The sequence below is a fragment of the Thioalkalivibrio sp. ALMg13-2 genome, assembly GCF_000381185.1.
Classification (GTDB): Bacteria; Pseudomonadota; Gammaproteobacteria; order Ectothiorhodospirales; family Ectothiorhodospiraceae; genus Thioalkalivibrio; species Thioalkalivibrio versutus.
The window spans coordinates 14785-40924 of sequence record NZ_KB906104.1; the positions used below are offsets into that span (position 1 = coordinate 14785).

General features: G+C 66.8%; 22 protein-coding genes and 1 pseudogene. 16 read left to right on the top strand and 7 right to left on the bottom strand.

Features of this window, described 5'->3' with window-relative positions; translation table 11 throughout:
- Nucleotides 1-566 precede the first annotated feature (566 nt).
- On the bottom strand, nt 567-1091 hold the full coding sequence (locus F618_RS0104740) for a CinA family protein (RefSeq protein WP_018937809.1): 525 nt from the start codon (nt 1089-1091) through the stop codon (nt 567-569).
- Nucleotides 1092-1098: 7 nt separating this feature from the next.
- Nucleotides 1099-1401, bottom strand: a complete 303-nt coding sequence (locus tag F618_RS0104745; RefSeq protein WP_018144308.1) for a PilZ domain-containing protein — start codon at nt 1399-1401, stop codon at nt 1099-1101.
- A 562-nt stretch (nt 1402-1963) separates the two neighbouring features.
- Here F618_RS0104745 and mutS point away from each other — a divergent pair.
- A complete protein-coding gene (gene mutS / locus F618_RS0104750; RefSeq protein ID WP_026331146.1) occupies nt 1964-4561 on the top strand; it encodes a DNA mismatch repair protein MutS in 2598 nt (865 codons plus the stop codon).
- A gap of 15 nt (nt 4562-4576) precedes the next feature.
- Here the strand turns inward: mutS and F618_RS16570 are convergent.
- Nucleotides 4577-5205, bottom strand: a pseudogene (locus tag F618_RS16570) (TolC family protein).
- Between the two features lie 166 nt (nt 5206-5371).
- Between F618_RS16570 and fdxA the strand changes: the two are divergent.
- From fdxA to F618_RS0104785, 5 genes are all read left to right on the top strand, one after another.
- Complete coding sequence (fdxA, locus tag F618_RS0104765; protein ID WP_019567900.1) at nt 5372-5695, top strand: ferredoxin FdxA; 324 nt, start codon at nt 5372-5374, stop codon at nt 5693-5695.
- A 123-nt stretch (nt 5696-5818) separates the two neighbouring features.
- Nucleotides 5819-6790: a diguanylate cyclase gene (locus F618_RS0104770; protein WP_019567901.1), complete on the top strand. Its 972-nt coding sequence runs from the start codon at nt 5819-5821 to the stop codon at nt 6788-6790.
- Entirely contained in the window at nt 6783-7850 is a 1068-nt protein-coding gene (locus tag F618_RS0104775) for a hypothetical protein (RefSeq protein ID WP_019567902.1), read from the top strand. The genes F618_RS0104770 and F618_RS0104775 overlap by 8 nt, the downstream gene beginning before the upstream one ends.
- A 2-nt stretch (nt 7851-7852) precedes the next feature.
- Complete coding sequence (locus F618_RS0104780) at nt 7853-8728, top strand: STAS domain-containing protein (protein WP_019567903.1); 876 nt, start codon at nt 7853-7855, stop codon at nt 8726-8728.
- 28 nt (nt 8729-8756) lie between these two features.
- Nucleotides 8757-9095 (top strand): hypothetical protein, encoded by a 339-nt coding sequence (locus F618_RS0104785; protein ID WP_019567904.1) that lies wholly within the window; start codon nt 8757-8759, stop codon nt 9093-9095.
- Nucleotides 9096-9220: 125 nt separating this feature from the next.
- On the opposite strand, the gene F618_RS0104790 is transcribed toward F618_RS0104785, so the two are convergent.
- Genes F618_RS0104790 through F618_RS0104805 form a run of 4 tightly spaced genes read right to left on the bottom strand, consistent with a single transcriptional unit; the run spans nt 9221 to nt 12111 of the window.
- Nucleotides 9221-10189, bottom strand: coding sequence for an arsenic resistance protein (locus F618_RS0104790; RefSeq protein ID WP_019567905.1), 969 nt, complete (start codon nt 10187-10189; stop codon nt 9221-9223).
- Nucleotides 10190-10222: 33 nt separating this feature from the next.
- Nucleotides 10223-10612 (bottom strand): hypothetical protein, encoded by a 390-nt coding sequence (locus F618_RS0104795; protein WP_019567906.1) that lies wholly within the window; start codon nt 10610-10612, stop codon nt 10223-10225.
- Nucleotides 10613-10667: 55 nt separating this feature from the next.
- Nucleotides 10668-11558 (bottom strand): DMT family transporter, encoded by an 891-nt coding sequence (locus tag F618_RS0104800; protein WP_019567907.1) that lies wholly within the window; start codon nt 11556-11558, stop codon nt 10668-10670.
- A gap of 40 nt (nt 11559-11598) precedes the next feature.
- Nucleotides 11599-12111 (bottom strand): hypothetical protein, encoded by a 513-nt coding sequence (locus F618_RS0104805; protein WP_019567908.1) that lies wholly within the window; start codon nt 12109-12111, stop codon nt 11599-11601.
- 123 nt (nt 12112-12234) lie between these two features.
- Here F618_RS0104805 and F618_RS0104810 point away from each other — a divergent pair, with 123 nt between their 5' ends.
- From F618_RS0104810 to F618_RS0104855, 10 genes are all read left to right on the top strand, one after another.
- On the top strand, nt 12235-13113 hold the full coding sequence (locus F618_RS0104810) for a decaprenyl-phosphate phosphoribosyltransferase (protein WP_018168629.1): 879 nt from the start codon (nt 12235-12237) through the stop codon (nt 13111-13113).
- Nucleotides 13110-14084: a lysylphosphatidylglycerol synthase transmembrane domain-containing protein gene (locus F618_RS0104815; RefSeq protein WP_019567909.1), complete on the top strand. Its 975-nt coding sequence runs from the start codon at nt 13110-13112 to the stop codon at nt 14082-14084. The genes F618_RS0104810 and F618_RS0104815 overlap by 4 nt, the downstream gene beginning before the upstream one ends.
- Nucleotides 14085-14297: 213 nt before the next feature.
- On the top strand, nt 14298-15596 hold the full coding sequence (locus F618_RS0104820; protein ID WP_019567910.1) for an FAD-binding oxidoreductase: 1299 nt from the start codon (nt 14298-14300) through the stop codon (nt 15594-15596).
- 5 nt (nt 15597-15601) lie between these two features.
- Entirely contained in the window at nt 15602-16354 is a 753-nt protein-coding gene (locus F618_RS0104825; RefSeq protein WP_019567911.1) for an SDR family oxidoreductase, read from the top strand.
- Between the two features lie 286 nt (nt 16355-16640).
- Nucleotides 16641-17321, top strand: coding sequence for an HAD-IB family hydrolase (locus F618_RS0104830; protein WP_019567912.1), 681 nt, complete (start codon nt 16641-16643; stop codon nt 17319-17321).
- Nucleotides 17318-18835 carry a glycosyltransferase family 39 protein gene (locus F618_RS0104835; protein ID WP_019567913.1) on the top strand — a complete coding sequence of 506 codons (1518 nt, stop codon included), beginning with the start codon at nt 17318-17320 and terminating at the stop codon, nt 18833-18835. The genes F618_RS0104830 and F618_RS0104835 overlap by 4 nt, the downstream gene beginning before the upstream one ends.
- Before the next feature lie 143 nt (nt 18836-18978).
- Entirely contained in the window at nt 18979-22356 is a 3378-nt protein-coding gene (locus F618_RS0104840) for an autotransporter domain-containing protein (RefSeq protein WP_019567914.1), read from the top strand.
- A 144-nt stretch (nt 22357-22500) separates the two neighbouring features.
- Nucleotides 22501-23067, top strand: coding sequence for a molybdopterin-dependent oxidoreductase (locus F618_RS0104845; protein WP_026331151.1), 567 nt, complete (start codon nt 22501-22503; stop codon nt 23065-23067).
- Nucleotides 23064-24905, top strand: coding sequence for a HAMP domain-containing sensor histidine kinase (locus F618_RS0104850; protein ID WP_026331152.1), 1842 nt, complete (start codon nt 23064-23066; stop codon nt 24903-24905). The genes F618_RS0104845 and F618_RS0104850 overlap by 4 nt, the downstream gene beginning before the upstream one ends.
- Nucleotides 24883-26013, top strand: a complete 1131-nt coding sequence (locus F618_RS0104855) for a response regulator (protein WP_019567917.1) — start codon at nt 24883-24885, stop codon at nt 26011-26013. Before F618_RS0104850 ends, F618_RS0104855 begins: the two co-directional genes overlap by 23 nt.
- Nucleotides 26014-26140: the final 127 nt, after the last annotated feature.

Here is a 26140-nt window from a genome sequence, read left to right on the forward strand (position 1 = left end):
CCGCCCGCCGTCGACTTGCGATCCCGCCCCGCCCGGCATACTCCGCGCGTTCCGGGGCATACGACCTCCGTATGCACAACATATACCGTATACCGCGTTGCCCCGGTTCGCCTGCCCGGTTCTGTGACTGCGTTAATCCCGCAGCGGTATCCGCGACCGCGATCCCGGCGGCCATGCAACCCCGGCGCCGCGGAACGGACGCCGGCACACACCCGCGCAATCGGCCCCCCCGCCCCGAACGCGGCCCACACAGGCGTGACCCCGCACACGTTCCGGCGCGGGGTTCAGGGCGAAATTCGGGGTCTGTGAGCCAGTTGGCTTGCGAGGATCAAAGGGGGCGAATAGCGTTTCCTGCGAGCACCCCTCCCCCCCTGTGTGCTCGACGCCCCGTGCCTCCAGAGGCCGGGGCGTTTTCACTGGCGGGGCCCGTGTGCCCAGGAGACTCCAGGTGCGGCGCGTGCAGGCGTTACGACTCCCTTGTGCCGGGTGACTGCACGGCGGTCACCGCGCCTTGTTCGCACGCAAGACCGACTCGCGCGCGAACGGGTCCCTTGATCAGGGTTTCCCTAGTGCGCCAGCAGTTCGCTCAGGGCATGCAGCATGGACTGCAGGCGGACCTCGTGGCGTTCGCCATCGAAATGGCAGGTCTCGACACGGGCATCCTGGCCTCGCTGTTGCCAACCGAAGCAGACCGTACCGACCGGCTTGGCGTCGGTCCCGCCCCCGGGTCCGGCGATTCCGGTGACCGAGAGCGCGTGATTCGCCCCGCTGCGGGCCAGCCCACCCTCGACCATTGCACGGGCCACCGCCTCGCTGACGGCGCCGTGTTCCTCGATCAACTCGGGCGGCACGCCAACCATCGCGGTCTTGGCGGCGTTCGAGTACGCCACCCAGCCGCATTCGAACCACTGCGAGCTACCCGGAATATCCGTCATCGCCTGCGCGATGCCGCCGCCGGTGCAGGATTCCACGGTGCACAGGCGTTCGCCCTTCGCCATCAGGCGCTCGCTCAGGTCATAAACCAGGGCCGACAGGCTCGGGGCGTCGGACTCGCGGAGGGTCAGGAGGGTGGTGCTCGATTCTGCCGTCATGGGGCGATCATCCCTCCGGATCGAAGGCGACCGCAACCCGCCAGCCGTTGCCGGATGCGCCCTCGACGGGGGCGCAGCGCACCACGCGGCCGTGGCGCTCAAGACCCTCCAGGCGACCGTCCGGGCTAGGCACCGAGACCGTAATGCCCACACCGGCATCGGTCTCGCGCTGCGCCACAAAGGCGCAACCCATGGCGGAGAGGTCCTCCAACTGCACGCTGATGGACTCGCCACTGGAGCGCCAGGTCACGCGCGCCGCCGTGCTGACCTGCATCCGCCGGTGATCGCGCCGATCCTCTTCCCCGATCATGCTCGCCTCCTCCCTGACATCGCGTCACTTGCGCTGTCCCGAGTGTGGCACAACTCCCGCACCTGACCCAGCTGCCATGCCGGGCACCGCATCCGTATACTGCGCATCTGCCCGAATCGAGCGCCGCCGGACCGATGAGCGCCGCCGCCCATACGCCGATGAGATGTCGCATTAGCCGGGCCAATCGCGGGCAGACCACGCCACAGGGCCATGCCAGCCGCGCGAGCGCCGGCCCCCTGCTTGAGGGCGTTACAGGCAGGGGTATGGAGCGTTAGTTGGCCTGCTTGCGGTCCGCATGGGCGCGGGATAGCGTGACTGAAGAGCACCGCCCCCCTGTGTGCTCGGCGCCCCGTGCCTCCCCCCCTGAGGCCGGGGCGTTTCTCGTTGGGGTACGGAGCCCGCACGGGAGCACGGGGGATTGCCAACCGATGCATCCGCGCGCGTGATACCGTGCGCGGCGAACCGCCGAGTATTGGACAAATGTCTGATTGCGAATCCCGATTTTCTGGACAGCCGCTAACAAGTGACTGACAAGACGCCACTTTCCGCACACACCCCGATGATGCAGCAGTACCTCGGTATCAAGGCCGAGTACCCGGATACGCTGCTGCTCTACCGCATGGGTGATTTCTACGAGCTGTTCCATGATGACGCCGAGCGCGCCGCGGGACTGCTCGATATCACCCTGACGCGGCGTGGCGAATCGGCCGGACAGCCGATCCCCATGGCCGGGATCCCGGTGCACACGCTGGAGAGCTATCTCGCGCGCCTGCTGAAGCTGGGCGAGAGCGTGGCCATCTGCGAGCAAACCGGCGCCGTCGGGGAACAGAAGGGCCCGGTCAAGCGCGAGGTCGTGCGCATCGTCACCCCCGGCACGGTCACCGAGGAGGCCCTGCTGGAGGCCCGCAGCATCAACCGGATGGTCGCGGTGTGCCCCGCCGGCTCGGCCGCGATCAAGGGCCGCAAGGAGGGCTACGGGATTGCCAGCCTGGAGTTCGCCTCCGGCCAGTTCCGCCTGCTGGAGGTGCGCGACGCGACCGAACTGGCCGCCGAGCTGGCACGGCTGGACCCGGTGGAATGCCTGATCCCCGACCAGGCCGCGCCCATCCCCGGGATCGAGGGCTTCGCCCCGCAGCGCCACGCCGACTGGCATTTCGACGGTGTCTCCGCGCGGCGCGTGCTCACCACTCATTTCGGCACCCGGGATCTCTCCGGCTTCGGCTGCGACGGCCTGGATCTCGGCATCGCCGCGGCCGGCGCCCTGCTCGCCTACGTGCAGAACCGCCATCGCGGGGATCTCGCGCACATCACCGGCCTGGCGCACGAACTGTGCAGCCAGATGCTGGTGCTGGACCCGGCCACCCGCCGCAACCTGGAGCTGACCCGCACCCTGGGCGGAGAACGCCACGGATCCCTGCTGGCCCTGCTGGACACCACCCGCTCGGCGATGGGTTCGCGCCGGCTGCTGCAGTGGCTGCACCAGCCACTGCGCGACCGCGCCATCATCCGCGAGCGCCAGACCGCGATCACCGGACTTCTGGAGTCGGGGGCCACCGCGCCCCTGCGCGAGGCCCTGGCCGGCAGCGCGGATGTCGAACGCATCCTGTCGCGCATCGTCCTCGGCAGCGCCCGGCCGCGCGACCTGACCGCCCTGCTCGCGAGCCTCGAACGCCTGCCGCCCCTGCACCAGGTCCTGACCCCGCTGGCCGCCAGCGCGGCCTCCCTGCAGGCGCTGTACGACGCCCTGGCCCCGGAAGACGAGCTGAGCGCGACCCTGGCCGCCGCGCTGGTCGAGGAGCCACCGCTGCGCGTCACCGACGGCGGCATGATCCGCGCCGGCTTCGATGCCGAGCTGGATCGTCTGCGCGCACTGGAGAACGATGCCGACTCGTTCCTACGCGAGATCGAGGCGCGCGAGCGCGAGGCCACCGGCATCCCCACGCTCAAGGTCGCCTACAACCGGGTGCACGGCTACTACATCGAGGTCTCGCGCACGCGCTCGGCGGAGCTGCCCGGGCGCTTCATGCGCCGCCAGACGCTGAAGAACGCCGAGCGCTACACCACCGAGGAACTCAAACGCTTCGAGGACGAGATCCTCTCCGCCCGCGAGCAGGCCATGGCCCGCGAGCGCGCCCTGTTCGACGGCCTGATCGCCGAGCTCCAGGGTCGCGCCCCGGGTCTGCGCGTGATTGCGGACGCGCTGGCCGAACTGGATGCCCTGGCCTGCCTGGCCGAGCGGGCCAGGCGCCTGGACTGGCACTGCCCGGAACTGGTCGACACGCCCGGCATCCGCATCGAACAGGGCCGCCACCCGGTAGTGGAGGCCGGCCTGGATGCGCCCTTCGTCGCCAACGACACCGAGCTGGACCCCGAAGAGCGCAGGCTGCTGGTCATCACCGGCCCCAACATGGGCGGCAAGTCCACCTACATGCGCCAGACCGCGCTGATCGTGCTGCTGGCCTGCATGGGCAGCTTCGTGCCAGCCGCGCGCGCGCAGATCGGGCCGGTGGACCGGATCTTCACCCGCATCGGGGCCTCCGACGACCTGACCTCCGGGCGCTCCACCTTCATGGTGGAGATGACCGAGGCCGCCAATATCCTGCACAACGCGGGCCCCGAAAGCCTGGTGCTGATGGACGAGATCGGCCGCGGCACAAGCACCTTCGACGGCCTCGCCCTGGCGCTCGCCTGCGCCGAATGCCTGACGCGCCACAATCGCGCCCTGACCCTGTTCGCCACGCACTACTTCGAGCTGACGGCGCTGGCCGAACGCGAGCCCGCGGTCGCCAACGTGCACACGGATGCCATGGAACACGAGCACAGCATCGTGTTCCTGCACCAGGTCCGCGAGGGGCCGGCCAATCAGAGTTACGGCCTGCAGGTAGCGCAACTGGCCGGGGTACCGGCCGATGTCCTGAAGCTCGCGCGCCAGCACCTGCGCGAGCTCGAGGACCGCGCCGCCGAGAGCGACTCGCCGCAACTGGGGCTGTTCACGCCCAAACCCGACCCGGCCAACGTGGCCGCACCCGAACCCGAGCCGTACGAAGCGGAGGCACGCGCCCTGAAGGCCCTGTTCGACACGCTGGATCCGGACGACATGTCCCCGCGCGAGGCCCTGGATGCCCTCTATCGGATGAAAGACGCCCTGCGCGAAAAGTAGCCGCTGCGTCGGGGGTCAGTCGTCCGGATCCGCGGGCGTGACCGCCTCTTCCTTGGCATCGTCCGGATCGCCATCTTCCAGCACATCCGACGGGATCGCCGCGCTGTCCCAGCCGCCACCCAGCGCACGGAATAGCGTCGCGGTGGCCGCCAGCCGATCGCGCGAGGCCGCGGTCAGGGTCAGGCTCGCATCCAGCAGGGCGCGACGCGCGTCCAGCACCTCCAGATAGCCCACGAAGCCGCCGAGATAGCGCCGCTCCGCCAGGTCAAGGACCTCGATCCGGGCACGCATCTCGCGCTGGCGTGCCTCCACCCGCTCACCTCCTGCCCAAACAGGGCCGCCAGATTCAGGCTCGGCAACCATTCGGCCCGCGCCGGCACCACACGGGCCGCGGCGATCTCGGCGTCGAGGTCGTTCTCCAGGGCGTCGCGCACCAGGCGGTCGAGCCGCGGGTCCTCGAACCTCTCCCACCAGAACTCGGCATCGGCGGAGTCCTTGTCCATCTGCTCGCCGATCGCCTCCGGCCACGCCTCTGGGAGGGCGACCTCCGGGCGCTCGTAGTCCGGCCCCACCGCACAGCCCGCCAGCACGAGGGCCACACGGGGACGCCACCGACCCATCCCGTAAAGGCTGTTGCGGCCCATCGGATCCCGAAATGACGCCGGCCCGCGCCCGGGATTCACGACTCCCGCGATGGAGGCGTTACAATGCCGCAATAACCCGTCGGCAAGGCCAGGGACACGTGCCGCCGCGACCATGACCGGGCCTCAAAAACCCCGGTCAACTGACTGAATTCAAAGGGAGACAAGCATGGCTTTCATCGTTCTCGATAACTGCATCAAGTGCAAGTACACCGATTGCGTCGAGGTCTGCCCGGTCGACTGCTTCCATGAAGGACCGAACTTCCTGGCCATCGACCCCGACGAATGCATCGACTGCACCCTGTGCGAGCCGGAATGCCCGGCCGAAGCCATCGTGCCGGAGGACGACGTCCCCGAAGACCAGCTGCAGTTCATCGAACTGAACGCCGAACTCGCCCGCACCTGGCCGGTCATCACCGCGCGCAAGGATCCACCGGAAGACGCGGAAGAGTGGGATGGCGTCGAGGACAAGCTGCAGTACCTCGAGCGGTAGACGCCGCTTTCGCCCGCCCGGGCGTGCCTCCCCCCGATCATGTACCCGCACCCCCAAAATGACGCCGAACACGCACTGGGGCACAATCGGGCAGTCGGGGCTGCCAACACGGAGGGGCGGTGGATGGACCGCACATTGCTGGAGCTACCCATCAGCGTGGAGCCGGATCGCCGGCGTCTGGCGCGCTTCGCGGTCGAAGCCGTGCGCGCGCTCGGTGGAAGCGCGTTCTCGGCGACCGCTGTCCTGACCACCGCGCTTCAGACCCTGCGGCAGGCCGCCTGCCTGACCGACGCCAGCACGCATGCCTGTCTGGCTGTACACGATGGGGCTGTGGTGCTGGGTTGGGCCGATGCCAGGCACATCCTGAGCCGACTGCCCTCCCCCCCTCCCGCCAAGACCCTGGACGCTCTTGCCGACCGTCTGCGCCAGGTCAGCGAGTCCGCCGACCCCGAACTCCTGCGCCGGCGCAATCAGCAGATCGAGTCCGATCTGGAGAAGGCCAAGGAACGGGCCGCTCAGGAGATGGCGCAGTTGGAAGCCGATCTCGAACACAAGAAGAGCGAGCTACAATCCTCCATCCGCAAGGCAGAAACCGACAGCCTGACCGGCCTGTTCAATCGCGGGGCCTTTGACAGCCGCCTGCGCGAGGGCGTCCTCCAATGCAGTCGCCAGGGCGAGCCATTGGGTCTGATTCTGCTGGACCTCGACTTCTTCAAGGAGGTCAACGACACCCATGGTCACCAGTACGGCGACCAGTATCTGCAGCAAATGGCCGAGGCCATGCGCGCCTCCATCCGCGAACATGTCGACAAGCCCTGCCGCATCGGTGGCGACGAGTTCGCGATTCTTGTCTACGGGGATAACCGGGTGGTCAACGAAGTCGCCCGACGCGTGCTGAAGGGCGTGAACCAGCGCGTGAGCATTGGTGTGGCACAGCTTCGTGAAGGGGACACCGTGGATACCCTGATCGCGCGCGCGGACGCCGCCCTGTACGACGCCAAGCGGCGCGGGCGCGGGCGCATTGCCTGCAGCGAGCATGACCCCATCGAACTGGCTCCGGAAGCGGCCCACGACGACCCACCCGTGCATGGCTGAGTTCGATAGCGAAGCCTCCGACACGGCTGACATCTGTCTGCTGACCGAACAGGCACCCTGCCATAGCAGTGCCCAGGTACTGTTGCTGTCGAAACTGCGAGCCGTCTCGCGCCGCATGGGCTTCCCCGAGGTCGTACGCGAGCGCATGGGTCTGGTCTGCCAGGAGATGGTCAGCAACCAGATGAAGTACGCCGAGGGCTCGGGACTGGTGCAGGTATGGGAAGTGCGCCAGCCAAGGCCTACCATCGATCTGTTCGCAATGGATTTTGGCCCCGGCATCCCCAATCTTCCGGCCGCAATGGATGACGGCTATACAACGTCCGGCACCATGGGCAAGGGACTTGGGGCCATTCGCCGGCTGGCCAGCGAATCCGAGTTTTACACCGTCCCCCGGGGGGTCGCCAGTGATGCGCCGTGGCACGGCATGGCGGCATGGGCCCGCTTTCACGTACGCCCGGAACCCAAGCAGGAACATTTCCAGATCGGCCGTTACATGCGCGCCTACGCCGACAGCCCATACAACGGGGACTGCATGGGCATGCACGCCACCGGTTCGGTCCTGCGCTGGCTACACATGGACGGACTGGGTCACGGGGCCGAGGCCGCCGGCGCAGTGAACGGACACTGCAACGTCAATACCGAAGGCGGCGAGCTGAAGGTTGTGCTGGAACAGCTGAGCCAACGCATGAACGGCACCCGCGGCGCGGTGGGCCTGGTCGGCGAGGTGGATGCCACACAGGATACTGCCCGCATCGTCGGCGTGGGCGACATGAACGGCTATGTGATCGCCAATGGCGAACGCCACAACATCAGCTTCGCGCCCGGCGTCTTGGGCCACGCCCATCGCCGCTGCGAGGCCGCCGAACCGGCCTTCCCGGATCAGGCGTTGCTGCTGACCTGCTCCGATGGCATTCGCCGCAATTGGACACTGCGCCAGTTTCCATCGCTGTGGCGCCTGCACCCGCAATTCATCGCGCTGCTGCTGGGCCAGGTTCTGGGCCGTAGCAATGACGACAAGTCGCTATTCACGATTAGAAAGACACTGGGCAGAGGAGCTTAGGGATGGCACGACAAGCAAACAGCAAGAAGACCGCGAACCAGGTCCTGATCGAACAGCTGATGGTCAAGGTCGGAAAAATATCGGGGGTTATCGAAGAAAAGGCCCAGAACATCTTCGTCCAGGGGAACATCCTGTCTCGCGACGAGATCAACGACAACAGCGTCGAGTTCATGGAGCTGTTCGTGATGCTCCTGCAGAACGAGGGTAAGCCGGACCGGCGCAGCCCCGAGTTCAAGGCCCTGCGGCAATTCTTTACCACCATGTCCCAGCAGATCCAGGTGCGGGGCGGGAACATGGAAGAGTTCGTTCGCTACATCCAGTTCATGCAGGAAGTCATGATCGAGGATCTCGCCACCACCTCCGATCTCACGGCCGCGCAGACCCGCGAGATCCTCCTGCTCCTGGCCAGTGTGTTCAACGACATCATCCTCGACGTCTATCGCGTCTACCTGGAACAGAAAGAAAGCACGATTCAGGCTCAGCAAGAAGAGCTCCGCGAGATCTCCACGCCGATCACCGAGATATGGGACGGCGTGCTGACGCTACCCATCATCGGCACCCTCGACTCATCGCGCACGATGGTCGTGATGGAAAAGCTGCTGAGCCGTATCGAGCAAGACCGTGCACGCGTCGTCCTGATGGACGTCACCGGCGTTCTGGCGATCGACTCGCAGGTCTCGCACCACATGATCCAGATGATCCGGGCGGTTGGCCTGATGGGCGCCCGTGCCGTCCTGACCGGCATCCGGCCGGAAATCGCCCGGGCCCTGACCAGCCTCAATATTGATCTGGGCGACGTCACGACCCGGGCGACCCTGTCCGAGGGACTGAAAGAGGCCTTCATTCACCTCGACATCCATGTGGACCACAAGGGCTGAAAAGCCTCTCGGCACGGAGCGCGAAATCATGGTCCAGGGGATGCATCTGACTCAGATCGGCGGGGGTACGGTCCTGCTGGAGCCCGGCGAAGGCCTGGACCCCGGGGAACCGGACGCCTACCTGGCACCGCTGGCCACCTACCTCCAGCGGGCCGGCGCGCGGCGCTTGATCTACGATCTTTCCAGCGTGCCGGTCATCGACCCGCTCTACTATGACTGGCTCAAAAAGGTCTACGCGGTCAGCGCTGTCTGCGGCGTGCGCATGGTGGTCGCCAGCATGAGCCCACCCACCGCTTACGCCCTGGCCAGCACCCTGAACGAGACCCCGCCCTTCGACTGCGCACTCAACGTCGATCGCGCCCGCTGACGCGTTCCGCGGTCACGCTCAGGCATCGAGCGTCAAAACCCATCCGAGCCCCCCTCCACGACAACACCTCGATGTCCGTAGAACGCAACCCATACGCGGGGAATCGCGCCACGGGCCTCTGAAACTCAAGGTGGTGGCGATTGATCCGGGAACAGGTGGCGGGGGATCCACCACAGGTACAGGGCCATACCAATCAGCTCGACCAGGGACTGGAACACCACCACGACCACGGCGAGCTCCAGCCCCTGCGGCAAGGCGAGCGCGATGGGCAGGACCACGAAGGAGTTGCGCGACCCGAGGCTGAAGGCGAGCACTCGCCCTTCGGCTATCGGCAGGCCGAACACCTGGGCCAGGGCCCGCGCCAGCAGGGCCGCGACCACCAGGAAACCGGCAAAGATCAGCAGCAGCGGGAACAGCACACCGACTCCTTCGAGCACCGTGTTGACCTGCGAGGCCGCGATGATGAACACCACCACGGCCAGCAACGGGACCGGCAGCCAGGCCAGACCCGAGATCAGGTGTCCGCGGCCGGGGTCGTCGTTGGCCCAGCGTTCGGTGAGATAGGCAAGGATCAGCGGGACCAGGATCAACCCCGCGAAGGCCTTCAGCACGTGCTCGCCAGCCAGCGCCAGGGTGAACTCGCCGCCAAAGAACAGCCACAGGTACAGCGGCAGCAGGGCCAGCTGCAGCAGGAGCGAAATGGGTGAGAACGCGATGGCCCGGCGGGTATCGCCGCCGCCGAGATGGGTAAAGGTGATGAACCAGTCGGTGCAGGGCACCAGCAGCACCAGGGCGATCCCCAGCAGGATCGCCGGATCGCCCGGCGCCACCTGGAGGATCGTCCAGACCAGCGGCGGGATCACCACGAAGTTGCCGATCACCGCTGCCAGCAGCAAACGCGGCTCGCGGAACGCCTCGCCCAGGTGGAGCAGCGGCGTCTGCGTGAAGGTGGCGTACAGCAGCACCCCGAGTACGGGCCAGAGCACCACCTCCAGCCACTCGCTGGCCCCTGGCGCGGCCACCCCCAGGAAAAGCCCCAGGGCGATCGTCAGCAGGTAGATCAGTACCTGATACTGCTCCAGCCGCTCACGCATCCGCGAACGCGGCTCGGGCACGACACAAGGCGTTTACCAGAGCCAGGTTTCAGGTTGCTCGATCGCGCGGTTGTCGTTGTTCGCCAGCAGGCCCTTGATGCAGCGCACCAGCAGCCAGATCACCAGGGCGAGGAAGATCACGAAGCCGATGCCGATCGGCGTCGTGATGGCCCCCAGCACGGCAAACAACAGCCCGATCCAGAACGTGCGGATCTGGTAGGTGAAGTGGGAGACGCTGACGGTATCGGCCTCGCCGCGCTTGATATAGGCGATGATCAGGCCGGCGATGGCGGTCAGCGCGGTCAGGAAACTCACCAGATACAGCACGTAGACCACGGTCACCATGGTGACGTCCTTGCGCGGCCCGGCCGCGGGCTCGCTCACCTCACTGCGCACGACTTCCGGTTTTGGATCTTCCGACACCTGGCACCTCCTGTGGATTGGCTCACGCGGCCAACTTAGCAGACTTGTCCGCTGACTACCCGGGCCCGCCCAGCACGATGAGCACGATGCCCCCCAGGGCGAAGACGAAGCCGGTCAGCTGCACCCAAGACATGCGCTCGGCCTGAAAGAAACGCGCCATCAATGCGGTCGGGGCCGGCGACAGCGCGCCGGCCACCGCAATGATCGACAAAAGCCCCATGCGCACGGCCACCACGAACGCGACCGTCGCCGCCGCCTGGAACAGCCCGGCCAGCGACAGCAACACCAGCGTGGACCGGCTCATCCCCGTCTGCGGACGGCGGATCAGCATCACCACCAGCAGTGCCAGCGCACCCACGGCGGACGTCGCGACCACCGGCCACAGCGGCGAGCCGGCCTCGGCCTCGTTGAGGAACACGAAGACCAGGCCGAAGCAGACCCCGGCGATGGTTGCGTCCACCAGTCCGCGCACCGGGTGCTCGCCCCGGGCCAGCGCCATCAGGCCGCGCACGGGTTCGTCCAGGCGTCGCGGGCTGGCCTTGCGGGACCCGCCCGAGATCATCCCGATCGCCACCACGATGGCCGCGATCCCGGCCAGCGCCAGCGGTCCCGGTTGCTCGCCCATCACCAGCCCGACCAGCAGCGGCACCAGGGCCGAGATCACACCGGTCACGGCGGCCACCAGGCCCATCGAACCCTCGGCCAGGCCGTGGTAGTAGGCCAGCAGCCCCAGGGCCAGGGCAAGCCCCGAGGCACCCCCCCAGAGCAGGGCCTGGGTGCCGGGCAGCCCCGCCAGCGGGAGGGCAATCACCAGCAGCGCGATGGTCGCAAGGATCTGCGAATAGCAGGCGACCACCAGCGCCGGAATGCGGCGCGAGGCCAGGCCGCCGAAAAAGTCCCCGGCGCCGAATCCAAGGGCTGTCAGCAGCCCGAGGAAGAAGGCCATGTCAGGTCCGTGCCCGACGGGGGCCCGTCACGCGCAGCGCCTAGTCGCGGGCATTGTCGAGCATCTCCTGCAGGGCCTCTTCGCTACCGGCATGGCCGACGCCGGTCACCACACCCTCGGTGTCCAGCAGGATCACGGTCACCTGCTCGCGCTGATGCGGCAGGAAGCCGGCATCGGCCTCGCTGGAGGTCACCACGATGGAATAGTCCCGCGCCTGCATCCGCGGCAGCACCACGTTCTGCATCGGTTGCGCCGGCATCTCGTGGATATCGGCGATGTAGATGATGCCCAGCGCATCGCGCGCCTCGGCGCCCATGCCATCCAGCACCGCATTGGCCACACCAGCCGGCGCGGCCTCCACGGTCTTCAGGATCACGCGGGCATCGCCCGGCAGCTCCACCGGATTGCCGTGCTGGTCGTTCAGGGTGCGCTCGGGAAAGGGCTGGCCCTCGGCGAACTCGGGCTCCGGGCCACCGCCGGACATGCAACCGGCGCCAAGCCCGGCCGCGGCCAGCAGGACGGCGGGCAGGAAGGATCGGGCGATACGGGACATGACAGTTCTCCTGCGAGTCAGAACATGGAATCGAGCGCGCAGCACGGGCGAGCTTTAGCGCCGCCGATGGTAACGCATCGAGTGCGTCAGTAGACTGCAACGACCTTCACGACCGACGCCTGCATGCTGTATTCGCTGATCAAACTGCTGCGCCCGCACCAGTACATCAAGAACGGGTTCGTGTTCCTCGGTGTGGTGTTCGCGCACGAGTGGGGCGAACCCGGCACGGTGCTGGCGGCCAGTCTCGCCTTCCTCGCCTTCTGCGCGATCGCCAGCGCGGTGTACGTGCTGAACGACATCGTCGATGTCGAGGCCGACCGCCAGCATCCGACCAAGCGCGACCGCCCCATCGCCAGCGGTGCGATCAGCGTACCCACCGCCTGGGCGATCTTCGCCACCGCGGCGATCCTCGCGCTGGTCCTCGCGGCGATGGTCAGTACCTGGGTCATCGCGCTGATCCTGACCTACCTGGTGCTGAACGTGGCCTATTCCTGGTCGCTGAAGCACATCGTGATCCTTGATGTATTCAGCATCGCGGCCGGCTTCATGCTGCGCATCCTCGCCGGCACCCTGGGCCTGGGCATCGAGCCCTCGCAGTGGCTGCTGCTGTGCGGCCTGATGCTGACGCTGTTTCTTGGCTTCGCCAAGCGCCGCGCGGAGCTGGCCGACGACACCATCGAACGCCGCGGCAACGCCGATCGGCCGCGGCGCGTACTCGACGACTACAGCCTCAGCCTGCTCGATCAGTTCACCTCCATCAGCGCCGCCTGCACGGTACTCGCCTATGGCCTGTACACCGTCAGCGCGGAGACCATGGCCCTGCACGGCACCGACGGGCTGATCTACACCCTGCCGTTCGTGATCTACGGCATCTTCCGCTACCTGTTCCTGCTGCACGCCCGCGGCGGCGGCAACGACACCTCGCGCGACCTGGTCACCGACCCCCACCTGCTGGCCACTGTTGCGGTGTGGCTGGGGGTCACCATCGCCGTGCTCGCATGAGCACGGTACGGCTCTCCGGCTGGCGCCTGCGCGCGGTGATGTTCTCGTTCATCGTGGCCGTCGCCCTGTATCTCGGGGTCGCCCTGTGGGCCGGTGCGGACGAGGTCTGGCGCGCCCTCAAGCTGGTGGGCTTCGGCGGACTGCTGCTGGCCCTGGCGCTGTCACTGGTGAACTACAGCCTGCGTTTCACCCGCTGGCAGCTGTACCTGCGCACCCTGGGCCATGCCGTCCCGACCCGCGCCAGCCTGCACATCTACGTGGCCGGCTTTGCCCTGACCACCACCCCCGGAAAGGCCGGGGAGGCGCTACGCGGGGTGCTGCTGAAACGCCGCCACGTACCCTACCCCGACAGCTTCGCGGCGTTCGTCTCCGAACGCCTGTCCGACCTGATCGCGGTGGTGCTGCTGTCCATGCTGGGACTGACCCTGGTCGCCCAGGGCACCTGGCTGATCCTGATCGGTGCCACCTGCATCCTGGCCGCGCTGGTGGTGCTCGCCTGGCGCCGGCCGCTGGCGTGGCTGCAAACCGTGAGCGACCGCCCGGGGCAGCGCCTGTGGCGCACCCTGCACCATCTGGTTACCGTCCTGCTGCAGGCGCGGCGCTGCCACCGGCCCGCCCTGCTGGCCGGCGCCACCGTGCTCAGCGTGCTCGCCTGGAGCGCGGAGGCCCTGGCCTTCTGGTGGATCCTCAACGCCATGGGCTTCGAGGCCACGTTCGCCTTTGCCGCGTTCGTGTTCGCCCTGGCCATGCTGGCGGGCGCATTGAGCTTCCTGCCGGGGGGGCTCGGCGGCACCGAGGCGGTGATGATCGCCCTGCTGCTATGGGCCGACATGCCACCGGCCGATGCGGTCGCGGCGACCATGCTGATCCGCTTCACCACGCTGTGGTTCGCGGTGATCCTCGGCCTGATCGCGCTGGGCACCAACCCCGAGGCCCGCGGCCGCGAACTCCCGGACCCGCACCATGGCTAGGCTCGCCATGCCAATCCCGTCATTGCGAGGCCCCGCAGGGGCCGTGGCAATCTCCCGAAGCTGTTCCGGGCGTTGGGGGCAGGAGACGGCGATAACTCGCTGCGCTCGCCCGTCGGGCCGGCCTGCGGCCGTTCAACGCGCTACGCGCTTTTGTGCCGCGGCCCCTGCGGGGCCTCGCAATGACGGGGACATTGGGCGCGTGGAGCCCAGGGCATGACCGCCAGCTGGAACCGCATCCCTCGGGTGGAACACGCGGCCGAGGTCGCGCTCGGTCGCCGCGGGCGGGCATTGCCCGACGTGCCGCGCCCGCTGCTCGCCCACGGGCTGGGGCGCAGCTATGGGGACGTCTGCCTGAATCCCCAGGCCTCGCTGCTGCACACGCCGGGGCTGGATCGCTTCGTGGCCTTCGACGCCGCCACTGGAGAGCTCACGGCCGAGGCCGGGGTATCGCTGGATGCGCTGCTGCGCTTCGCCGTGCCACGCGGCTGGTTTCCGCCGGTGGTGCCCGGCACGCGCTTCGTTACCCTGGGGGGTGCGATCGCCAATGACGTGCACGGCAAGAACCACCACCAGGCCGGCAGCTTCGGCGACCATGTACGCGCCCTGACCCTGCGTCGTTCCGATGGCCAGGTGCTGGAGGTCACCCCCGAGAACACACCCGACTGGTTCGCCGCGACCGTCGGCGGCCTGGGCCTGACCGGCCTGATCGAGACCGTGACCCTGCAACTGGCCCCGATCCGCAGCGCCTGGATGCGCGCCTGGTCGCAGCGCTTCGACTCGCTGGACGCATTCTGGGAGCTGAACGCCCAGTCCGAGCGCGAGTGGCCCTACACCGTGGCCTGGATCGACTGCCTGAACCCGGGAGCCGGCGGCCGGGTCGGTCGCGGCATCTACAGCGGCGGGCGCCATGCCACCACCGCGCCGCGCAAGGACGCCTGGCACGAACGCCGCCGCAGCATCCCGCTGGACCCGCCGGTGTCGCTGGTCAACCGCCTGACCCTGCGCGCGTTCAACCACCTCTACTACCGCCAGCCGGTGCACGCGACCCCGCGCGCGGTCCATCACCTGCCCTGGCTGTTCCCGCTGGACGCGATCCGGCACTGGAACCGGATCTACGGTCACAACGGTTTCTACCAGTACCAGTGCGTGCTCCCACCAGCGGCTTCAAAGGACGGCGTGCAGGCCCTGCTGGATGCCATCGCCGCCAGTGGCCAGGGCTCGTTTCTCGCGGTGCTCAAGACCTTCGGCGACCGCGCCGCCCCGGGCCTGCTGTCCTTCCCGCGCCCGGGTGCCACGCTCGCGCTGGACTTCCCGGAAAAGGGCCGCGACACCGAACGCCTGTTCGCGCGCCTGGACGCGATCGTGCAGGAGGCCGGCGGTGCCCTGTACCCTGCGAAGGACGCACGCATGCCGGCCGACGTCTTCCGCCAGGGGTTCCCCCGCTGGGAGGCCTTCGCCGAGTATGTGGACCCCGAATTCTCCTCCGGCTTCTGGCGCAGGGTGACTGCATGAACCCAATGAAGAACGTTGTCCTCTTTGGTGCCACCTCGGCCATTGCCTCCGCGGCGGCGCGGGAGTTGGTGGACACCGGTGCCCGGCTGTTCTGCGTGGCCCGCGACGGCGAGGCGCTGGAGGCCCTGCTGGCCGACCTGCGGGTGCGTGGCGACGACCCGGACGGCGCCCGCATCCTCGGCGCCACGGCGGATCTGGCCGACGTCGACGGCCACACCGCCATCTGGCAACAGGCGCAGGAGGCCCTGGGCGAGGTGGACAGCGTGCTGCTGGCCTGGGGCACCCTGCCCGACCAGGCGGCCTGCAACGCCTCGGTGGACGAGACCCTGCAAGCGATCCACGTGAACGGCACCAGCGCCATCGCCCTGCTCGCCCGCATCGCGCCGGACTTCGAGGCCCGCGGCCGGGGCGTGATCGCCGCCATCGGCTCGGTCGCCGGCGACCGCGGGCGCCAGAGCAACTACGCCTATGGCACGGCGAAAGGCATGCTCGCGATCTACCTGCAGGGGCTGCGCAACCGGCTGTTCTTCAGCGGCGTGGACGTGGTCACGCTCAAGCCCGGCTTCGTGCGCACCCCGATGACCGAGGGCTTCAACCGCGCCGGCGCCCTGTGGGCCGAACCGGAAACGGTCGCCCGGGGCATCGTCCGCGCCATGCACCGTGGCCGCGACGTGGCCTACCTGCCCGGCAAGTGGTGGGTCATCATGACCATCATCCGCCTGATCCCCGAATACCTGTTCAAGCGCCTCAAGCTCTAGGGAAACACTGATCCATGTACACACTCGCGTTGGAACCCCAGGTTTGCCGAGACCAGGCGCGGTGCGCAGCCGGTAGTGGTTCTACCGGCAAGGGCCGCAACGCAGGATCGGGGAACCTGGGGTGCCAACCCCACAAGCGATTGAATGCAGGGGCTCGGCCGCTTTTGCGTGGGAACGGCGTTGCGGTTCCCTTGTGCAGAATGACTGCACGGCAGTCACCGCGCCTTGTTTGCACGCAAAAGCGACTCGAGCGCGAGCGTGTACATGGATTCGTGTTTCCCTAGCCATGTCCGCCCCCACCCGGCCCGGCCCCGCGCGGCAGATCGTGCTGTTCGATTTTGATGGCACCCTGACCCGGCGCGACAGCCTGTTCCCCTTCCTGCGCCACGCACTGGGGACAGTGGAATTCCTGCGCCGCCTGCCGGACTGCCTCCCCGCCCTGACCGGCCTGGCGCTGAAGCGCCTCTCCAACCAGGACGCGAAGGAGGCCGTCCTGACCCGCATGCTGGCCGGCGAGACCCTCGCCCACCTGCAGGCAAAGGGCCGCGAGTTCGCCGAGGGCCGCCTGGACCGGCTGCTGCGCCCGGCGGGCATGCGCGCGCTCCAGGCCCACCAGGCCGCGGGCCATGACTGCGTGCTGGTGTCCGCCTCGCTGGATCTCTGGCTGCAGCCCTGGGCCGAGCGCCACGGCCTTGCCGGCGTAGTCAGCTCGCGCCTGGCGGTCGATGACAGCGAACGCGTGACCGGGCGCCTCGACGGTACCAACTGCCGGGGCGCGGCCAAGCCGGCCGCCATCGCCGCCTGGCTGGCGACCCTGCCCCCGGAGGAGCCGGTGGACCTGGTCGCGGCCTACGGCGACAGCGACGCCGACCAGCCAATGCTGGAGCTGGCCCGCAGCGGCTACCGGCTGCGTCGGGGCCGCTTCCGGCGCGTCCACGGACCCGCCCTGGAGGGTGCCCCCGAGTGAGACCGACACCCAACTCGTGGCCGTGGCTCGCGCGCCACTACGGCGCGATCCTGCTGGCCGTCCTGCTGGTCAAGATCGGCATGGCATGGGCGCTGCCGATCACCGGCGACGAGGCCTATTTCCTCATCTGGGGCCATCACCCGGATCTGGGCTATTACGACCACCCGCCGATGATCGGCTGGTGGCTCGGCGCCATCCTGCCGCTGTCGGACCACCCGCTGGCGATCCGCGCGCTGGGCATCTTCGCCTCCATGGCCCCGGCGCTTGCGGTCTTTCTCTGGTGGCGACATACCGATCCGGTCCGGGCGCGCCTGGTCTCGCTGCTGGCGCTGTTCATGCCGCTGTTCTTCATCGCGGTCATCACCGCGACGGACACCCCGCTGATCCTGTTCGCCCTGCTCGCCACCGGCCTCGCCTGGCTGGCGCTGCGCACCGGGCGCGCGGCCTATTTCCTGCTCGCCGGGCTGGCCCTGGGGCTGGCGTTCCTGTCCAAGTACTTCGCGGTGCTCCTGGGCATCGCGCTGGGGCTGCACATCCTGCTGTTCGCGCGGCAGCACTGGCGCGGCCTGCTGCTGATCATCCTCGGCGTGGTACCGGCGGTCGCCCTCAACCTGTACTGGAACTGGGACAACTGCTGGTACAACGTGATGTTCAACGTCGTGAACCGGCATGGCGACGGCGGCTTCGATCCGGGCAACTGGCTCACCTATGCGATCCTGCTGGTCTATCTGTTCACGCCCTGGCTGCTGTGGTTCTACGCCCGCCAGTGGCGCGCCCTGGCCGCCGGCATCCGCGAGCACCAGCTGGGCGTGTTCCTGTCCGCCGGGCTGATCCCGCTGATCCTGTTTGCCCTGCTCGCCCCGTTCAAGAGCATCGGGCTGCACTGGCTCGCCGCCTTCGCGCCCTTCCTGCTGCTGCCCGCGCTGTTCCTGGCCCGGCGCTCGCTGACGCTCGGCGTCTGGCTCTCCGGGACCCTTGCGATGCTGCACGCCGTCGCGATCCTGACCCTCGCGCTGATGCCGGTGGAATGGCTGAAGGGCCAGGACCGCTACGCCGACGCCGTGTTCTACCTGGCCCCGGAATCGGTGGCCGGGGTGGTGGGCGAATACGACGCGGACTGGCACGTCTTCACCCGCAGCTACTCGCGCTCCGCGGTACTGGGCTACTACGCCGGCCGCGAGGTCGGGGTGTTCGGCCCTGGCTCGCACTATGGCCGCCAGGACGACCTGCTCACCGACTTCCGCGCGCTGGACGGTGCCAACCTGCTCTACGTCCCCACCCGCGGCGAGCTGGATCCGGCGCAGGTGGAGCCCTTCTTCGACGAGGTGCGCGTACGCGAAGTGACCATCCGCGGCGTCGCCTGGACCCTCGCCGAGGGCCGCGGCTTCGACTACGCCGCCTACCACGACCTGGTGCTGCAGCCGGTGCTCGCGCGCTACTACGACTTCCCGGACTGGCTGCCCGAGGGCCGCTGCGGTTTCACCGACCGCTACGCGAACCCCGAACACCGCTAGCCCCCTCTAACGCACGATCTTCTGGCGCCCCCTCCAAATGGAGGGGGCGTCCCGCGAAAGCGATTTGGCAGCATGGCTCCCGCCATTTCCCATGGGGCCGAGGACGATTCACTCAAGCCTCCGCTTCCGCAAGGAGAACCGTGATGCCCGTTTTTCGCCACAAGCCTGTCTACCGCGCCATTCGCTCCATCGTGCACCAGCCCGGCCGCTGGCCTCTTCCGCCACTCGTCGCCGGCGTGCTTGCACCGGCCGTCCTCGTTATCGGTAGCGGCGGCGTTTTTGCCGACACTCGCGACATCACCTGGACAGGCGCTGAAAACGACGAGTGGTTCGAGGACGGCAACTGGGATGGAGGCATCCCCGTTGCCAGTGATCAGGATACTGTTACTCGGACGAACATTGATGAGGGCGATAATCAACCTGTAATCGGCGCTGATGAAAACGCAAATGCTGGAACCCTGCGCATCGGCACGAACAGCGCCGGGACACTCACGATCGAGGACGGCGGCACGCTCGACAGTGACACCAGCCGGATCGGAAGTTCCGCAGTTTCCGAAGGGGGGGCCATCACCGTCGGCAGCGGGTTCGTCACGGTTTCCGGTGATGGTTCGGAATGGAACACCGGGGGGCTCGGGCTGCTCGTGGGCTCCGCACAGGGTTCGGCCGGCACACTCGAAATCCAAGACAGTGCGACAGTAACAACGGGGGTAGGAGCCAGTATCGGCCTTGGTGCCGGAAGTGTTGGCACGGTCGAAGTAAAAGATCAGTCCGAGTGGAGCATCGTCGGTGGCGACCTTGAGGTGGGTCGCGACGGTACGGGGAACCTCACCATTGAGTCCGGTGGCGAGGTGAGCACCACTGAGGATCTTGTGATCGGCGAGAACCCCCAGTCCTCGGGTACTGCCATCGCCGATGGATCGGACTCCGAGATCGACGTTGGAGGCGGCCTGTTCGTTGGTGACGAGGGCGATGGTGTACTGGAAATCCGTAATGGTGCTCAGTTGAAAACCACCGAAGCCAGCCGCCTCGGCTCTGAGGAAGGTTCATCCGGCGAGGTAATCATCACCGGTAGCGGCTCCCACTGGGAAGAGACCAGGGCCGGCGACCGCGCCGGCAGCCTGTTCATAGGTCGAGGTGGTGCGGGTCGACTGACTATTGCGGATGGTGCCACTGTTGACGCCCGCAGCACTGTCCTCGGTTCGCAGGAAAATTCAACGTTCGAGGTTACCGTTGATGGAAATGGCTCCAGTCTGACTACCGACAGCATCTCAGTGGGGACCAGCGGTCAGGGAACACTCACGGTTTCCGGCGGTGCCAGCCTGGTCACCAGCGGCTCAACCTCGAGTTCCGGCTTTGCCACCATCGGCCGTAATCCTGGCGCGGACGGAACGGTCCAGATTTCCGGCCAAGGCAGCAACTGGCAGGTTGATGAAGGTTTGACCGTCGGTGGATCGGTCCTTGGTGGCGCACAAGGCCTTCTGCACGTGAAAGACGGCGGGGAGGTGATCGTTGGTGACCAAGCGACCCGTGGTGATCTAGACATCGGAAAGGTCGAAGAATCCGTCGGCACGGTGATCGTAAACAACTCTGAATTACACACTACTGGTGACATCACACTGGGCTTGAGAACCAACACCAACGCGACTCCCGGCCAGGGCTACCTTTTCGTAGAAGAGGGAGCGACTGTAACCAGTCGGAGTGGGACGATCGCTGATGCCAGCGGGAGTGTCGGTGAGGTTGGGGTTTCCGGCGAGGGTAGTCGCTGGGAGGTGGATGGCGACATTGATGTCGGCAGCCGTGGTGATGGCTTGCTGCAGGTGGGCCATGGTGCGGCGGTCATTGCCGGAGAACAGGTCTCGATAGCGCTACGAGAAGATTCCGCCGCAGAGGTGACCGTTAATGGCGAACTAGTCAGCGGTGACGGCATCGATGTAGGCGCCGGCGGCATCCTCCGGGGTGACGGCGTGGTCAGAGGTGATACCACCGTGCAGGGCATGATCGCCCCGGGCAACTCCATCGGGGGGCTGTCGGTGGTGGATGGTGATCTTACCTTCGCTGACGGTTCCATCTATCGCGTCGAGGTCAACGACGGCGGTGACGAGGCCGGGGTGAACAACGATTCCGTCACCGTAGAGGGTGACATCCTCATCGAGGAGGGGTCCACGCTTCACGTGACATCGGAAAGCGGCACCGACGACGGCTCCACCTATGCGCCGCAGACCACCTACACCATCCTCAGCGCGGAACAGGAAGTAGACGGTGAATTCTCCACAGTGACCGATGATTTCGCCTTTTTGACCACGTCGCTTGAATACAGCGACGATGATGTCTTGCTGACGCTAACCCAGGTGGCCGACTTCGCCGATATCGCTCGCACACGGAACCAGCGTGCGGTCAGTAACACGCTGGACGGACAGCTGCAGAATCCGGCCATGGACGACATCACCAACGCCATCATTACGATGGACGAGGATCGCGCCCGCGCCGCACTGGATGACCTTTCCGGGGTCGAGCACACCCACGCCCAGCAGATTGGCCTGCGCGGCGCCCAGCGCTTCCGCGCTGGCCTCAACAGCCGCATGACCGGGCGCAGCGCCGGACCGGCCGCCGGCGAAATGGCCAGTCTCGAACAACTGATGGGCATACAGCTGGCCTCCGCCGGCCAGGCCCGCGGCCTGGTGGAAGAAAACACGCTCCCCAACCGCGGCTGGTGGGTGAACGCCGAGGGCGGTCGCGGCGACATCGACAACACCTCCAACGCCTCCGGGGCCGACTACAACTTTGGCGGATTCAGCGTCGGCTTCGACACGCCAATCGCCGAAAATACATTCGTCGGAGCGGCCCTGGGCTACACCCGGAATCGCGCCTCCACCGCTAGCGGTGATCTGGACGTCGATTCCTTCCATGTTGCCGGTTACGGTGGCTGGCAGCAGGACGCCCTGTACGCGCGCGGTAGCGTTAGCGTCGGCTACCATCGGGCCGACTCCGAGCGCCTTGTCACGACGCTGAACCAGACCGCCAAGACTGACTACTCGGCCCGCGGCATCGGTACCGGCGCCGAGGTTGGATACGTCGTCGATATCGGCGATTCCGCCCGACTCACGCCTTTCGGCGGGCTGGACTACGAGTACCTGCGGCGCAACAGCTTTACCGAATCCGGGGCGGGTGCCGGCAATCTCGACGTGGGTAGTGAGAGCGAATACTCGCTCCGCAGCCAGGTCGGCGTGCGATTGGATCAGTCCTTCGAGACCACGGGAGGCTGGGTCGCCCCTTACGCCGAGGCCGCCTGGGTCCACGAACACGGCGATCGCGCGAGCCGCATGGACACCGCATTCGCCACCGATACGGCCGCGCGCTTCACCATCGAAGGCCCACGGCTCAACCGCGATCGCGCCCGCATCGCAGTCGGACTCGATGCCCGCCTCAACGAGGATTCCTTCCTCAACGTCGGCTACCAGGGCGAAATCGCCGGGTCGGATGACCTCCACGCGGTCGGAGTATCTTTCCGACGTACCTGGTAAAGGGCCCCACGGGCTCGGTCCCCTGACGGGGGCCGAGTCTTATCCGCTTGCTATAAACGTCGAGGCATGGTCCGAACTTTCATAGCAGGGGCCTTTCGCGAGAGACTCCTCCGAACGGGTGAGTCCCACCTTCCGGAGGCTTTTATGTCCGTCATTCGAATTCATCAATCATGTCGACGCGCGCTCTGCGTTCCAACACTGCTGGCCATCCTGATCGCCCTTCCAGCAGGCGCGTTCGCCGGAAATTCCGGCGTGACGAATGGAGGGTTCGATCCGATGGCCAAACCCGAAGGCGAGGTCATCCTTCGAGTCGAAGGAGCGATCCAGCATGCCAACGATGGGGACGGCGCCTTACTCGACCGCGCGATGCTGGACCTTCTGCCGCAAAGAGACCTCAAGACCACCACGGTGGTCACTGACGGGGTCAACCATTTCGAAGGCTTCCTGATGCGGGATCTACTGGAAGCACTGGGCGCAAACGGGACAGAAGTGGTCGCCGTCGCCCTCAACGACTACATCGTCAACATCCCAATGGAGGACTTCCACGACTATGACGTGATCATCGCCCATACTCAGGATGGCGACACGCTAACCCGGCGCGACAAGGGCCCATTGTGGATCGTCTACCCACGCGACGATCACGCCGCGCTGGACGACATCCGCTACGACTATCGCTGGGTGTGGCAGTTGCAATATCTAAAGGTGCGATGACAGCCCAGCCAGCCAGCGAGCAACGAGCGGCAGTCGGGCATGCGCCCGGCCGCGGCTCCATCAGCAGCCTGCGCCGTGTCTCCACGTATGCCCTCCCACTACTGGCAGTGGTCACCTTTGCGACCTTCCTCAGCATATCGCTGGTGCAACTGCACGACGTGGAGCAGGACATGCGCCGCAACGTGGACGAGAACATGCTTTGGGTCATCACCCAGGCACAGGTCGCCAGCCACCGGCTGGATGAAGAGGTCCACCGGCTCACTCTCGGCGATGTGGATGCCCGGCCCCGGCTGCGTTACGACGTGCTCACCAGCCGTTTGGCCCTGCTGGATGCCGGGCCGCAGCGGCGGTACCTGCGGCGCCTCAATCAAGAAGAACGATTGGACCGCAGTCTCGAACACTTGGCCCAACTGGAACCCCTCGTCGACGATGTCGCCAAAGACAACACCGAGGCCGCGAATACCGTCTACGCCGAGCTCAAGCCGCTGATGTCGGCCCTCAATCGCATCGCGAATCCCGTGATGATGGAGGAGTGGGAGACCACGGGGGATCAGCTGGACGAACATCGCGCCAGCCTGATCCAGGCCATCATCATGATGGTCGGAATCCTCGTTAGCGGGATCATCCTAACGACCCTGCTGATGATCGCCCTCCGTCAGCGCCGGCACGCCCAGGCAGCCCTCGCCGCGCACCGTGACCGACTGGAGATCGAGGTGCACAGGCGCACCCGCGACCTGGAGGCCGAACGCCGGCACGTAGTGGATGCGATCGATACCGCCCCGGACGGATTCGCCGCTTTCGACGCCGATGGCCGCCTCACTCTGCTGAATCCGCAGTTTTCCGGCCTGCTGCCACTGCCCGAGGACGCCCTCGAAGAGGGACAGTCGCTCGCATCCCTGCTGGACCAGATCCGTGCCGTCACCCGGCCGGATACCGAACACGCCGACCCGGAGGCCATCAGCGCCGACGACGGCGCCCAGTACGACCTGGAAGTTCCCGGACGCGGCTGGGTCCAGATGACCCTGCGCCGCACCGACGACGGCGGCCAAGTCCTGCGCCTCGCGGACATCACCAGCTACAAGGATGCCGCACACAATCTCGAACGCTCACTGAAACGCGAACGCGGCGTCAGTGAGTTCTACCGCAGTTTCGCCGCCATGGTCTCGCACCAGTTCCGCACTCCGCTGGCCATCATCGATTCGGGCCTGCAACGCCTGCTGCGCCGTGGCGATGACCTGGACTACACCGCTCGCCAGGGACGTTATCGCCAGCTGCGTGACACCGTGGCGCACATGACCCGGCTGATCGAGAACGCCCTGACCTCCGCCCGCCTCGAAGGCGGACACGTGGCGGCCGAAGCCGGCACCTGCGACCTGCGACCGCTTGTTGAACAAGCGGTGGAGACCCAGCGCCAGATCACTCCGGACAACCCCGTGCACTTGAGCATTGAACCCGAAGGTCCGATATGGACCCGCTGCGACCGTGCGCTGGTCGAACAGATCCTCGCCAACCTGCTCTCGAACGCCGGCAAATACTCCCCCGAGACCGCACCCATCGAGATCGAGCTGCGCGCCGCCCCGGACAAGGTCGTCTGCCACGTCATCGATCACGGCATAGGCATACCCGCGGAAGACCAGATCCAGCTGTTCGATCGGTTCTTTCGGGCCCGCAATGCCGCGCGCCACACCGGCATTGGCCTGGGCCTCGGCATCGCGCGCCAACTGGCACGCATCCAGGGTGGCGACCTGACCATGCAGTCGGAAGAAGGCGAAGGGTCTACATTTTCGCTGGAACTCCCGCGAGGACAGGATAAGGATGAGCAACTTCACATCGAATAAAACATCCATCCCGGCTGCGCGCGTCCTCTGTGCCGAGGACGAACCCCTACTGCGGCGGGACATCTGCGAGGAATTGAGCGAAGCCGGCTTTGTCGCTATCGAGGCGGCTCATGGCGTCGAAGCTTTGGAACAGATCGACGCTGTGCGCCCCGATCTGATCCTCTGCGACATCAACATGCCCGGAAGAAATGGCTACGAGCTGCTGGCCGAGGTTCGCGCCCGCGGCCCGGATCTGGCCGAGACGCCGTTCGTATTCCTCACTGCGCTATCCGACCCACGTGAGGTGGTGGACGGCAAGCGTGCGGGTGCCGACGACTATCTGGTTAAGCCCGTCGATTTTGACCTCCTGCTGGCGACGGTTGAGGCGCGCCTGCGCCAGGTCCGCCGAATGCGCGAAAAGACCGAGGACGAATTCGCCCAATTGCGGCGCACCCTCAACGAACTCGGGCACAGGCAAAGTCGCACGAGCCTCGATATCGCCGCGCGCGCCCTGGACCCGGTGGCACCCGGCGTCATTCTGGTCGACGGCGAGAATCGCATGCTGCTCGCCAACCGCGCCGCGCAACGCATGGCCAGCCAAACAATGACGCTTACTGAAGGACGAACTCCAGAGCCGGCGCATGCCGAAGATGCTCGCCGCCTGCGCCAAGCCCTGCGGCAGGTCCTTGACGCCGGCGAGACCTCGAGCGACGCCATCGAATGCATGCGCCTGACACGTGATGGCCACCAACGTGACCTGCTGGCCATGATCTACCCTCTTCCCCACAACCACGGCGATGGCAACGACACCCACGGTGACAAGGATCCTGCCGCTGTCATCCTGTTGTCCGATCCCGAACAACGCGCCCGGCTACCGGGAGACGCCCTCGCACGGCTTTTCGACCTTACCCCCACCGAAGCGCGCATCGCGCTGGCGTTGGCCGACGGCCTGCGCCCTGCGGACATCGCGCGCGAGATGGACATTTCAAGCACCACCGTCACCTTCCACCTGCGCAACCTGTTCCAGAAGACCGACACCCATCGCCAAGCCGAATTGGTCGCCTTGGTGCTGGCCGGATCGCTGACCCTCGCCTTCGAGCGCGAGGAAGACGAGGTGCGCGTACGCTAGGTCACCATCCGCGGCGTCGAGTGGAGCCTCGCCGAGGGCCGCGGCTTTGTCGACCGCTATACGACCGGGCCATGAGAGGCTACGCGGGCACCACCGGAACCGAGACCGGTTCAAAGCAGTCCCTTGC

What these genes read in the sequence shown, in the direction of transcription:
- F618_RS0104740 (WP_018937809.1), bottom strand. Translation starts at nt 1,091, where the DNA reads ATGACGGCAGAATCGAGCACCACCCTCCTGACCCTCCGCGAGTCCGAC.
- F618_RS0104745 (WP_018144308.1), bottom strand. Translation starts at nt 1,401, where the DNA reads ATGATCGGGGAAGAGGATCGGCGCGATCACCGGCGGATGCAGGTCAGC.
- mutS (WP_026331146.1), top strand. Translation starts at nt 1,964, where the DNA reads ATGCAGCAGTACCTCGGTATCAAGGCCGAGTACCCGGATACGCTGCTG.
- fdxA (WP_019567900.1), top strand. Translation starts at nt 5,372, where the DNA reads ATGGCTTTCATCGTTCTCGATAACTGCATCAAGTGCAAGTACACCGAT.
- F618_RS0104770 (WP_019567901.1), top strand. Translation starts at nt 5,819, where the DNA reads ATGGACCGCACATTGCTGGAGCTACCCATCAGCGTGGAGCCGGATCGC.
- F618_RS0104775 (WP_019567902.1), top strand. Translation starts at nt 6,783, where the DNA reads ATGGCTGAGTTCGATAGCGAAGCCTCCGACACGGCTGACATCTGTCTG.
- F618_RS0104780 (WP_019567903.1), top strand. Translation starts at nt 7,853, where the DNA reads ATGGCACGACAAGCAAACAGCAAGAAGACCGCGAACCAGGTCCTGATC.
- F618_RS0104785 (WP_019567904.1), top strand. Translation starts at nt 8,757, where the DNA reads ATGGTCCAGGGGATGCATCTGACTCAGATCGGCGGGGGTACGGTCCTG.
- F618_RS0104790 (WP_019567905.1), bottom strand. Translation starts at nt 10,189, where the DNA reads ATGCGTGAGCGGCTGGAGCAGTATCAGGTACTGATCTACCTGCTGACG.
- F618_RS0104800 (WP_019567907.1), bottom strand. Translation starts at nt 11,558, where the DNA reads ATGGCCTTCTTCCTCGGGCTGCTGACAGCCCTTGGATTCGGCGCCGGG.
- F618_RS0104805 (WP_019567908.1), bottom strand. Translation starts at nt 12,111, where the DNA reads ATGTCCCGTATCGCCCGATCCTTCCTGCCCGCCGTCCTGCTGGCCGCG.
- F618_RS0104810 (WP_018168629.1), top strand. Translation starts at nt 12,235, where the DNA reads ATGCTGTATTCGCTGATCAAACTGCTGCGCCCGCACCAGTACATCAAG.
- F618_RS0104815 (WP_019567909.1), top strand. Translation starts at nt 13,110, where the DNA reads ATGAGCACGGTACGGCTCTCCGGCTGGCGCCTGCGCGCGGTGATGTTC.
- F618_RS0104820 (WP_019567910.1), top strand. Translation starts at nt 14,298, where the DNA reads ATGACCGCCAGCTGGAACCGCATCCCTCGGGTGGAACACGCGGCCGAG.
- F618_RS0104825 (WP_019567911.1), top strand. Translation starts at nt 15,602, where the DNA reads ATGAAGAACGTTGTCCTCTTTGGTGCCACCTCGGCCATTGCCTCCGCG.
- F618_RS0104830 (WP_019567912.1), top strand. Translation starts at nt 16,641, where the DNA reads ATGTCCGCCCCCACCCGGCCCGGCCCCGCGCGGCAGATCGTGCTGTTC.
- F618_RS0104840 (WP_019567914.1), top strand. Translation starts at nt 18,979, where the DNA reads ATGCCCGTTTTTCGCCACAAGCCTGTCTACCGCGCCATTCGCTCCATC.
- F618_RS0104845 (WP_026331151.1), top strand. Translation starts at nt 22,501, where the DNA reads ATGTCCGTCATTCGAATTCATCAATCATGTCGACGCGCGCTCTGCGTT.
- F618_RS0104850 (WP_026331152.1), top strand. Translation starts at nt 23,064, where the DNA reads ATGACAGCCCAGCCAGCCAGCGAGCAACGAGCGGCAGTCGGGCATGCG.
- F618_RS0104855 (WP_019567917.1), top strand. Translation starts at nt 24,883, where the DNA reads ATGAGCAACTTCACATCGAATAAAACATCCATCCCGGCTGCGCGCGTC.